Origin of the sequence: Streptomyces sp. NPDC046915, assembly GCF_040644935.1 — a bacterium.
Taxonomy (GTDB): Bacteria; Actinomycetota; Actinomycetes; order Streptomycetales; family Streptomycetaceae; genus Streptomyces.
In genome coordinates this window covers 22,824-33,881 of sequence record NZ_JBEYXB010000022.1, presented here as the reverse complement: position 1 = coordinate 33,881, position 11,058 = coordinate 22,824, and the positions used below count along the sequence as shown (strand labels likewise).

The window sequence follows — 11,058 nt, the reverse complement described above, 5'->3', positions numbered from 1 at the left end:
GCTCACTCCTCGCATCGCCAGCGCCGCAGCCCGCCGTCACGCCACATCCGGTGGCAGACGGCGCGCTGCACCTTGCCGCTCGTGGTCCGGGGCAGCCCGCCGGGGAGCAGCAGCTCCACCCGCGTGACCGCGACCTGGTGCTCGGCGAACACCTTCGCCTGCACCGCGGCGGTCACCTCGGCCCGCAGCCCGGCCGGGTCCCCGGCCGGGGACAGCGCGGCCAGCGCCTCGCGCCGCAGCTCGGCCACGACGACCACGGCCGGTCCGGTGCCTTCCGGTCCGGCCCGTTCTGGTCCGGCGCCTTCCGTTTCGGCCAGGAAGGCGGCCGTCCCGCCGACGGCGACGGCGGGGTGGCTCGCCGTGACCGTCTGCTCGATGTCCTCGGCGTGGTGGTTGCGGCCGTTGACGACCATGACGCTGTCCCGCCGGCCGATGACGAACAGCTGCCCCTCGTGGACGAATCCCAGGTCTCCGGTGCGCAGGAACGTCTCTCCCGACGTGTCGCCGGCCAGGGTCGCCCGGAACTTGTCCCCGCTCGCCTCGTCCTGCCGCCAGTAGCCGCCGGAGACGCCCGCGCCGCGGATCCAGATCTCACCGATGCCGTCCGCGGGACACTCACCGCCGGTGGACGGATCGACGACGACGAGGCGGGTGCTCCCGGGCCAGCGGCCGCAGCCCACGTAGACACGCGCGTCGGCCGGGTCGGGGTCGGTCACCACGCGCTTGTCCTCATCGGCCGCCCGCGCGGAGACCGTGAGGGTCAGCGGGTCCCAGGGCGCGCGGAAGCCGCTGACGTACACCGTCGACTCGGCGAGCCCGTAGGAGGGGCTCAGGGCGGCGGGTGCCAGGCCGCAGGGCTCGAAGGCGGCGAGGAAGCGGGCGAGCGTGCCGGGCCGGACGGGTTCCGCGCCGTTGAGGGCCACCCGCCAGTGCGTGAGGTCCAGTTCGGCCTTCTCCGCGTCGGTGACGCGGTCGACGCACCGGTCGTACCCGAAGTTCGGGGCGGACGCGCTGTATCCGCGGTACCGGGTGATGGCCCGCAGCCACGCGGCCGGCTTGCGCAGGAAGGCGGTCGGGGACATCTGGACGGAGCTGCCGCCGGCCGAGAGGGGGGCCAGGATCTGCGCGAGCCCCATGTCGTGGAAGTGCGGCAGCCAGCTCACGGTGACGAAGTGGGCCGGGTCGGCGAGTTCGCCGACGCCCTGCGCCGCGAGGATGTCGGTCAGGTTGCCGATGAAGTTGCGGTGGGTGAGCCGCACACCACGCGGCACGGACGTCGAGCCCGAGGTGTACTGCAACAGCGCGACGTCGTCCGGGGACGGGCGGTACCCCTGCCACCGGCCGACCGGTGCGCCGAGCCGCTGCGAGGTGTCCAGCACGGGCACGTTCCCGCCGAAGTGCCCGGCAAGGTCGTACTCCTCGGATCCCGCTGTGAGCACCAGCTCGGGCGCGCAGTCCTCGATCACGGACGCGGTCCTGGCCGACGCCCGTCCGCCGGAGGCCGGGCCGGTGGGGAGCGGGACGGTGGGGAGCGGGACGGGCACCGCGACGAGGCCGGCGTACAGACAGCCGAAGAGTGCCGACGCGAAGTGCCTCGAGTCGGGGTAGGCCAGCAGCGCCCGCTCCCCCGGTGCGGCGATCCCGCCGAGCCGGACCGCCAGGTCGCACGCTTCCTCGTGCAGCTGCCCGTAGGAGAGCCTGGCCACCTCCGTGCCGTCGGGCCCGAGATGGACCAGCGCGGTGTGGTCCGGGCGGGTGCGGGCGTGCCGGGTCAGCAGCTCGACCAGGTCCTGCGCGGGCAGGGGCACGGCGGTGGGGTGTATGTCCTCGGCGTGTATGTCCGTGGCGTGTGGTGTGACGCTCATGTCAGGACTCGTTCGCCAGGGCCTGCCGCAGGCTCAGCGGGCGCAGATCGGTCCAGACCCGCTCGATGTGGTCGAGGCAGACGTCCCTGCTGCCCCGCACGCCCACCTCGGTCCAGCCGTCCGGGACGTCACGGCCGGACGGCCAGATGGAGTACTGCTCCTCGTGGTTGACCACTACGCGGTACGTCTCGGGCTCGCTGCTGAGCATGGCGAGGCTCCTCCTGCTGGTGTCTAGGGTGGTCCGGTTCGCCGGTGGCGCTGTCGTGGGCGCGGCCTTGGGACTTGGCGGTACTCGCGGCTCAGTCAGGAAGCCGGACCGCGCGCCGTTCGATCCGCTGGATGGACGGCAGCGGCCGGTGGGCGGCGGGATCCGTCCCGGCGGCGGCCGCCGTGTCGATCTCGGCGGCGAGCTGCGCCACGGTGGGGTTGTCGTAGAACTGCTTCACGGTGATCTCGGCGCCCCAGATGGCCCTGATCTCGCCGATCACCCGCATCGTGAGCAGGGAGTCGCCTCCCGCGTCGAAGAAGTCGGCGCTCACTCCCACATCGTCGAGTTGCAGCGCCTCGGCCCAGATCGCGCGCAGGCGGCGCTGGGTGTCCGTGGACCGTCCCTCCTCCGGCCGGGGGCCCGGGGCGCCGTGCACCGGCCGCGCCACGGCCCGGCCGGCCGCGGGGGTGAGCGCGGCACGGTCGACCTTGCCGTTGCTGGTGGTGGGCAGCTGTGCGACCACGACGATGTGGTCGGGCAGCATGTAGTGCGGCAGGGCGGAGCGCAGTCCCTCGTACCAGCCGGTGGTGTCGGCCGCGTCCGGGCCGCCCGTGGGGACGGCATAGGCGTCGATCTTCCGCTGCCCCGCCGCGCCGGAGACGACGGCCACCGCGTCGGCCACCCCCGCGAGGGACCGCAACGCCGCCTCGATCTCGCCGAGTTCGATGCGGTAGCCGCGCACCTTCACCTGGTCGTCCGCCCGGCCGACGTACTCGAGCTGCGGACCCGACGGAGTGGCGCGTTCGCGGACCAGGTCCCCGGTGCGGTAGATCCGCCGGCCCGGCTCCCCGGCGAAGGGGTGCGGCAGGAAGGCGGCGGCCGTCTTGGCGGGGTCGCCCAGGTAGCCGCGGCTGAGCGCGGTTCCGCCGAGGTGGAGGACACCGGTCTCGCCGGGCGGTACCGGTCTCAGGTCCTCGTCCAGGACCCAGGCCTCGACTCCGGGCAGCGGGCGGCCGATCAGGGCGTTGCCGTGCCGTTCGTCGCCGTCCGCGTACACCGCCACGGTGGCGTCGATCGTGCACTCCGTCACGCCGTAGCAGTTGACGGCTTCGCCGTGGGGGCCGAGAAGGCCTCGTACGGACCTCATCTCCTCGGTGTGCACGAGGTCGGAGCCGACGATGAGCAGGTCCAGCCCGCGCAGCGGCGTCTCGGCGTGCTCGCGGGCGTGGGCGGCCAGGCGGCGCAGTACCGGCGGTACGAAGTCGGCGATCCGCACCCGGTGTTCTTCGATCAGGGCGAGCAGGCGCTCCGGGTCCAGCATCACCTCGCGGGGGCAGACGACGAGTGTCCCGCCCGAGCCCAGCGCCCGGATGGTCTCGCCGAGGAAGCCGTCGAAGCTGAAGTTCGCCATCTGGAGCTGGGCCAGGCCCGGTGCGATGCCGAAGGTCTCCTGCCAGGCGCGGTAGGTGCTCGCGAGGCCGCCGTGGGTGCCCATGACGCCCTTCGGGCGGCCCGTGGAGCCCGAGGTGTAGATGACGTACGCGAGCGAGGCGGCATGCGGCGGCGTGGGGTGCGGGGCGGTCTCGGTGTCCGGAGCCTGCTGCGCGTCCGCCATCGCCTCTTCGGGCGTCAGGACGGGCAGGGCGGTGCCGGCGAAGCGTGCCCGCAGGGAGGCGCTGGTGACGAGGACGGCGGGCGCGGCGTCGTCGAGGATCTGGCGGTGCCTCGTCGGGGGGTCGTCCGCGTTCAGCGGGACGTAGGCGCCGTTCGCCTTCCACACGGCGAGGACGGTCGCCACGAGGTCGATGGAGCGGTCGAGGCAGACGGCCACCCGGGACTCGGCGTCGACGCCGGCCGCGCGCAGTCCCCGCGCGAGCCGTTCCGCCCGCTCGTCGAGCTCGCGGTAGGCGATGCGGTCGGCGCCGCAGATCACGGCCGTCTGCTCCGGGCGTTCCCGTGCGTGCCGGGCGAAGGATTCCGGCAGCAGGCGGTCGCGCCCGGGGCGAACGGGGCGGTCGGGCGCCTCGGTGAGCCGTGCCAGGAGGTCGCGGAATCGGTTAGCCAGGCCGTTCACGGTGTCCTCGTCGAGGGTTTCCGCGCAGTACGCGAACGTGCACCGCAGCGCGTCGCCGTCCGGGCGCAGGGAGACGTCGAGGTCGGCGTACACGCTCGTACGGGGGGCGGGAACGCCGCGCACGTCGAGCCCGGCGAAGTCCGCGGCCCGGCGTTCGGGCACCAGGTTGAAGAGCGGCAGTTCGGTGCCGTGGCCCTTTCCGGTGCTGTCTTCGAGGGCCCGCAGCAGGTCCGAGAGGGGATAGCGAGCGTGCTCGTACGCATCGAGCAGCGACCGGGAGACGGTGTCCAGGAGGTCGCGGAAGCTGTCGCCGGCGCGCAGCACCGTGGTGACCGGGACGACGCTCACGCAGTTGCCGACGGTGCGCGACCCGTCCTCGGCGGACAGCAGCCGGACGGGCACGGCGACGGTGACCTCCTCCTGCCCGGTGATGTCGTGGAGGAGGGCCGCGTAGGCGCTGAAGTACAGGGTGAAGGGGGTGCGGCCCCGGTCCCGTCCCCAGGCGGCGACCCGGTCGGCCAGGGCGGGCTCCAGGGCGAGGACGACCTCGGCTCCGGTGCGCCGGCCGCCGCGCGGTACGGGGCGGTCCAGGGGCAGCTCGGGAGCGGGGATGCCGGCGGGGTAGCGGCGCAGCCAGTAGGCCTCGTCGGCCTGCCGCCGCGCGCCGGCCCGGTAGGCGCTCTGGGTGCGGACGAACTGCCGGTAGGGGGCGGGCTCGGGCAGCGGGCTGGCGTCCGTACCGGAGCAGGCCGCGTTGTACAGCGCGGCGATCTCATCGAGGAGGATCTGGAACGAACCGCCGTCCGCGACGAGGTCGTGTCCCGTCAGGGAGAGCAGGTGCCGGTCGTCGTCGACCCGGGCGAGGGCGATCCGGTACAGGGGTCCCTGGGCCAGGTCGAAGACGTGCCGCGACCCGGCACGCACGAACGCCTCGATCAGTTCGGCCCGGTGCTCGGCGGGTTCCTCGCCGAAGTCGGCACGCAGGATCGCGGCCCGGCTTCGGCGGACGCTCTGGTGGGTGCCGTCCGGGGCGAAGACGCTGTGCAGGCTTTCGTGCCGGTCCACGACGGACCGCAGGGCATCGGCCAGTTCGGGGACCCGGAGTGCGCCGCGGAGGTCGAGGACGACGGTCTCGTTGAAGGAGCGGGAGACGTCGTCGCCGAGCTGGCTGAGGAACCAGGTCTGCCGCTGGCCCTCCGTCAGCGGATACCGGTCGCCGTCGGGCGCGGGGGTGTCCGCCTCCGGCCGGGGGGCGTCCGCCGTGCCCCGCCGCTCTTCCACCGCGGCCACGGCCCGGGCCAGCGAACGCGGGGTCCCCTCCCCCGCCAGCGCCTCCCGCAGGGAGAGGGTGAGGCCGAAGCCGGTCTCGATGCGGTGCAGCAGGTCGAACATGGCGAGGGAGTCGAGTCCGAGGGCCACCAGCGTGGTGTCCGGGTCCAGGGGGCCGGACGTGTCGAGCAGTGCCTCGAGCTCGGCGGTCAGCGTGGCGAGGATGTCGTCGGTGCGCCGTCGTGTCCTGTCGGCTGGAGTGCTCATGTCTCCCTTACGTTCCTTCGGTCTGGGGTGTGGGCACCAGGGGGCGCCCGGCGCCCGCGCGGCCCACGGCGGTGAAGATTCCGGAGAGCGCGATCACCGCGCAGGCGATACCGGCGACCAGACAGACCGAGGCGACCGAGTACGCGTTGACGGACGCGGTCAGTACGGCGGCCCCGAGCGGGCCGACGGCCTGGTGGATGGTCCAGAACGCCGAAGTCACGCGTCCGAGCAGGGCGTCGGGGGTGAGTTCCTGGCGCAGCGACATCGAGCAGATGCCGGCGAGGCCGGTGAAGAAGAGGAAGCCGACGGCGAGTGCGGCCACCCCATAGACATTCTTCGTGAATCCGATGGCCGCGATGGTCAGCCCGCACAGCGTGAACGCGCCGATCCAGGTGACGCCGAAGCCGAGTGTCCTACGCACGATGTCGACGAGTCCGCCGGCGAGCATGGACCCGATCGCGGCGACGGCCAGCATGTAGCCGACGGCGCTGTCTCCTTCTCTCAGATCGTGCTTCAGATAGAAGATGAAGATATCGGTGAGGCCCAGCGTGATGAACGTCTGAAGTGAGAGCAGTACGGTCAGGGCGCGCAGCAGCGGGTTCCGCCAAAGGAACCGCACGCCCGCGGTGAATTCCGTCTTGGATACCGTGCCGGTGGATGCCGGGGCCTGTTCACCCGTCGGCGGCCGGAATCTGATGAGGGTCAGGCCCAGAGCCGAGACGCCGAAGGTGGCCGCGTCGATCGCCACGGCGGTAATCGGTCCGAGGACCGCGGAGAGAACGCCGGCACTCGACATGCCGACGATCGTCATCACGGCGAATGTCGCTTCGAGACGGCCGTTCGCGGCTGTTATCTGTTCCTTGTCCACCAGGTTCGGCACGGCGGTGACGTACGTGATCTGGAACCCCATGCCGAAGACGGCGCCGAGCGGAACCACGAGGTAGAGCAGCCACACCTGCGGGGAGATCAGCCACAGCAGGGGGACGAGGGCGTAGAGCAAGGCTCTCGCCGTGTCGCAGACGATCATCAGTTTCCGCCGGTCGACCCGGTCGACGATGACGCCGGCGAAAACTCCGGTCACGATGGAACCCACGGAGGTAAGGCCCGTGAGCAGGCCCATCTGCACTACCGAGCCGGTGTCGTGCAGGACTAGCAGAGGAAGCGCGACAAGCGAAAAGGAATCACCGCCTACAGAGATTCCTTGGCTGATCCAGAAGAATAAGAACGGTCGATTTTTGCGCAATGCGCCAGCGATGACCTCTCACCACCCCAGCCGCTTCTCCGTACCCGCCGGATCAGGCGGATAGTAAGCCTCTTTTACGCCTTTCCGCTAAACACGGTTGCCCACTCTTACATGGAGATCCAGTCCTGTCAAACACTTTCCGCGCCCTCGCCATCCGCGGGGCGATCTCATATTCCGGAGTCGATTTCAAGTAAAAGATGAACCAAATCGCTTATTGGCCATCTCATTTGGAGTGCGCATGCGGACCGAATCGATGACGCAGCGGAACCAGTCCAGCTCACCGCGGGATCCTGGCTCGTCGAGGATCGAGCGGTGGAGTTTCGCCCACACTTCGGCCTTCGACCACTCCATGAAGCGCCGGTGGGCCGTCGCTCCCGACGGCCCGAACGAGGCGGACGGCAATTGCTGCCACGTACAGCCCGACGTGGCCACGAACACGATGGCGGCCAGGACTTCCCGGTCACCGTGCCTGCGCCGGCCTCCTCCTTGGGGACGGGTCGGCGCCTCCGGCACCACCCGCTGGAACAATTCCCACAGCTCATCCGGCACCAGCCGCTCGACAATCCCCACGTCGGCAGGCTATATCAAGCGGCCAAATGATATGGCCTGTAAGGATCTTCCGGGGAATGGAAGCACATGGCTATGCTCACGCCCTTGCAGGGAATGGGGCGTTCACCATGATCGATACCGCAGAAAACGAGATACCGGATTCCGCTTTCTAGAAACTGCTCGACGACGAATAATCTCCGCTGTGCGTGTTCACGGTGCCGTAGTGGCTATGGCCGTGGTGCGTCCCTGGGAGCGGTCCGTCTTCGCTCCGGGGTTCTTCGGCTGGATGGTGCGGGGGTCGACGGCCTCCCCGGGGGCCCCGACGGCGTAGGGGCCGTTGGGCTGGCTGTCCCGGTCGTGCGGGAGGAGGAAGAACACGCGCCGGCGGTACAGGCCGCTGTCCGGGTCGGGTTCGGCCTGGTCGTCGAGGACGGCATAGCCGATCATGCGGCCGTCGCGGGCGTAGCGCGGCTTGTTGTTGCGACGTGGGGTCTTGTCGATGGCCTGGCGGACGTAGTGGAGTTTGCCTGGGTCCTCCAGCCACACCACGTCCTGCTCGTGGGTGATCTCGCTTGCGTCCAACAGCGAGCTCATGGCTGCAGCCCCTCCTTCATCGGCCGGCCCCCGGAACGGGGGGCGGCCTGGCGTGCGTATGTGGTGCGGTGCTCGGTGCGCCGGGTGGCGCTGGAGCGGGGCGGGGCCGCCGGAAGCGGGGCCGGGGCTCCATGGTAGTTCGGTCGGCGGCGTCGGCGTAGGGCCGCAGGTGCGATGGAGGGGGCGTGGTGGGTCATTCGCCGGCCTCCAGGGCGATCCCGGGGTAGTACTTGCGGCCGTTGGATTTGATCATGTCGGAGGGCGAGCTGAGGCCGACCTCCTGTCTGACGCGGGTGGCGAAGGTGCGCGGGGTGGCGGGGCGGATGCCCTCGCCGGAGGTGCACCAGGAGCTGTATTCCGTGTAGAGCAGGCCCTGCTCGACGCGTAGTTCGCTCTCGCCGTCGGTGTCGCGGGTGCAGCATTCGGCGAGGAAGCGGCCGATGTGGTCCTCGGTGTTGGCGTAGGCGCTGGTGGCGATGCGGACCCGGTCCGGGCCCTCCAGGGGGTCGCGGGTGGTGAGGTAGCGGCGGGCGCCTTCGACGAGCCACTGGAGGATGCCGGGGCCTTCGTCGCGGACGAGTTCGAAGGCGAGGTTGTCGATACGGCGCTCGGCGGCGACGGTGCGGGTGAACGGCACCAGGCGGATGCGGCGCCAGAAGGCGAAGCCGCCGGTGGAGACCTCGGGGCGGTGGTTGCCCAGCAGCCACAGGTGGTGGGTGGGGCTGAAGGAGAAGTAGTCCTGCCGCATCCGGCGGGCCTTGATCTTGTCGCCGCCGGTGAGGAGCCGGACCCGTGCTTCGTCGAACTTGTCGTTGGGCTTCAGTTCGCTGCACACCACCAGGCGGCGGCCGTGCAGTTCGGTCAGTTCCGTGGAGTGCTCGGCGTAGGCGCCCCGGTCCATGAGGAAGCCGGGCGGGGCGGCGTCCGCGTAGTCCCCCAGAACCTGGATCATGGTGTCGAGCAGGACGCTCTTGCCGTTCTTGCCCTCGCCGTGCAGGAACGGCAGGACCTGGGCGCCGACGTCGCCGGTGATGGAGTAGCCGAGCAGCAGGTGCAGGAAGTCGACCATCTCCCGGCCCTCGGCGTCGTCGCCGAAGGTGTCGGCCAGGAAGCGGTCCCAGCGCGGGGTGTCCATGGTCTGTGGGGCGACGCTGGTGGCCCGGGAGTGCAGGTCGCGTGCGGGGTCGGGTTTGCGCAGCTGTCCGGTGAAGAGGTCGACGACGCCGGCCGGGGTGCACAGGGCGTAGGGGTCGCCGTCGAGGATGTCGGGGTCGACGGACAGGTCCGGGGAGGCCTTGGCCTGGGTGAGCAGGGCCTGCATGCCGGTGGTCGAGAGGGTCCGTCGCTTGTGCTGGGCCAGATCGCGGTCGGAGAAGATGCCGTGCGAGTCGGTGGTGGGCATGTCCTCGGCCATCTCGCCGGCGGCCCACAGGGCTGCTTTCTCGCCGCCGGTGCGCTTCCAGCGGTAGCCGCCCCACACGAACCAGCCGAGGCCCTCCGCGTGGCGGAACTGGTCGCGGTAGAGCTGGATGAACAACCGGGCGTTCCCGCGGTCGGACAGGGACGGCGGCAGCAGCCCGGGCGAGGGCGGAAAGGCGGCTGGGGCCGACGTGGCCTGTGCCGGGAGCAGCTTAGAGGTCTGTGCGGCCGCCTCGAGGTCGAGCATCTGCTGAGCGGCGGCCTGTGCATCGAAACGCGGCGTGTCGGCGCTCATGGTCGTCCTTCGAGGTGGAACGGGTGGGCGGCCCCTGCGGCGAGGCCGTGGTCGATGATTTTTTCGTTCCGGGCAGGCTGGGCCGGGCGGGCTTCGTCGGCCGTCCGAAGCAGTTCGTCACGGGCGGCGGCCTCGTCGAGGTGACCGGCCGCGGCGAGACCTCCGGCGGTGTAGGCGGCCCGGTTCAGCTTCTCGGTGAACGCGGTGCCCTCCGGGGCGGCCGCACACGCGGCGACCTGCTCGAGCAGCGGGGCGAGAACGCGATGGGCGGCCGCGCGCCGTGCACCGCGTCCGCGGGGGCGGGGTATCGAGGCCGGGGGTCGGACGGGCGGAGGCGCGATGACGTGCCCCGTGCGGACGAGTTCGTCCTCCAGCCATCCGGGGAGCGGAGCGGGCAGCCGGGTGGAGCCCTCGGCCTGGTAAGTGCCGCCGCTGGTGCGGGTGCCGGGGGCGATGATGTAGCCGCCATCGGCCCGTACGTCGACCTGCCAGGCGAGGGCCGTCTTCGGGCTGGAGCCGGTCGAGCAGCGGAACCGCCGCTCGGGGCCGGTGGTGCGGTACCAGACGTGCAGGCCGCCCGAGGGGGTGCGGACCCGCAACGTGGCGTCGTCCAGGGAGGGATCGGGCTGCCGGCGGTAGGCCGCGAGCAGCGCCAGCGTGTCGAAGCCCGACGCCAGACCGTGGAGGTCCACTGCCTCGGGGATGGGGATCCCCGGCAGGAGCCGCCCCCGGTCGGGGACCGGCGCCCGGTGCGCGTCGACGTCGATGACGATCAGACGGGCCGGGCCGCAGGCGACGCCCACGCCCGCCGACGGCTGCTCGCCCCACCAGGAGTCGATGGACTCCACGTCGGTGGTCGCGGCATGGAAACCGTGGCACGGCCTGCCCTGCGGCAGGCACGGGCATGTGCTCGGATGGTGGTTCCGGTCCCTGCACCGTGAGCAGTTCGCGGCGGGCGTCTTGCGGCCCGGGGCCAGCGGGTGGACCGGCCAGCCCTGCGCGGCGCACCAGCGGGCTACGACATGCGGCGGCACCGGCCTGTCCCCAGCGACAGGCATGCGGGTCTCACCATGGCGCGGCACGCGGATCGTCCTCGTCAGCTCTCGGTCTTCGTTTCGGTCCCTATGGAAAAGCGCCGGTCCGCAGCGTGGATGACACCACTTCAGGGACCGAAGGGACTGTACTTCGGGAAGAGAGTGTAGGTCGTGGTGAGGCAGGAGTCCGGTAGCCGGCAGGCGCGCCGCTGTATCCGTCGCTCAGTCCCTTGGGTCCCTG

At 71.3% G+C, this 11,058-nt stretch carries 7 protein-coding genes and 1 pseudogene; all 8 read right to left on the bottom strand.

The features are described from left to right. Positions 1 to 2: 2 nt before the first annotated feature. The 8 genes and pseudogenes from ABZ915_RS39280 to ABZ915_RS39245 all read right to left on the bottom strand — a co-directional run bounded on the left by ABZ915_RS39280 (position 3) and on the right by ABZ915_RS39245 (position 10,841). Positions 3 to 1,865 (bottom strand): fatty acyl-AMP ligase, encoded by a 1,863-nt coding sequence (locus ABZ915_RS39280; RefSeq protein WP_361813439.1) that lies wholly within the window; start codon positions 1,863 to 1,865, stop codon positions 3 to 5. Position 1,866: 1 nt separating this feature from the next. Further along, positions 1,867 to 2,073 (bottom strand): MbtH family NRPS accessory protein, encoded by a 207-nt coding sequence (locus tag ABZ915_RS39275; RefSeq protein WP_361813437.1) that lies wholly within the window; start codon positions 2,071 to 2,073, stop codon positions 1,867 to 1,869. Positions 2,074 to 2,164: 91 nt separating this feature from the next. Then, the gene (locus tag ABZ915_RS39270; RefSeq protein WP_361813435.1) at positions 2,165 to 5,683 is read right to left on the bottom strand and encodes an amino acid adenylation domain-containing protein; all 3,519 of its coding nucleotides are present in this window, start codon (positions 5,681 to 5,683) and stop codon (positions 2,165 to 2,167) included. 7 nt (positions 5,684 to 5,690) lie between these two features. After that, positions 5,691 to 6,926 (bottom strand): MFS transporter, encoded by a 1,236-nt coding sequence (locus ABZ915_RS39265; protein ID WP_361813433.1) that lies wholly within the window; start codon positions 6,924 to 6,926, stop codon positions 5,691 to 5,693. A 234-nt stretch (positions 6,927 to 7,160) separates the two neighbouring features. Beyond that, positions 7,161 to 7,496 (bottom strand): annotated as a pseudogene (locus ABZ915_RS39260) (transposase); the annotation flags it as partial. 189 nt (positions 7,497 to 7,685) lie between these two features. Further along, positions 7,686 to 8,069: a DUF6009 family protein gene (locus tag ABZ915_RS39255; RefSeq protein ID WP_361813431.1), complete on the bottom strand. Its 384-nt coding sequence runs from the start codon at positions 8,067 to 8,069 to the stop codon at positions 7,686 to 7,688. 193 nt (positions 8,070 to 8,262) lie between these two features. Next, complete coding sequence (locus tag ABZ915_RS39250) at positions 8,263 to 9,783, bottom strand: phage/plasmid primase, P4 family (protein ID WP_361813429.1); 1,521 nt, start codon at positions 9,781 to 9,783, stop codon at positions 8,263 to 8,265. After that, positions 9,780 to 10,841 (bottom strand): bifunctional DNA primase/polymerase, encoded by a 1,062-nt coding sequence (locus tag ABZ915_RS39245; RefSeq protein ID WP_361813427.1) that lies wholly within the window; start codon positions 10,839 to 10,841, stop codon positions 9,780 to 9,782. Before ABZ915_RS39245 ends, ABZ915_RS39250 begins: the two co-directional genes overlap by 4 nt. Positions 10,842 to 11,058 lie beyond the last annotated feature (217 nt).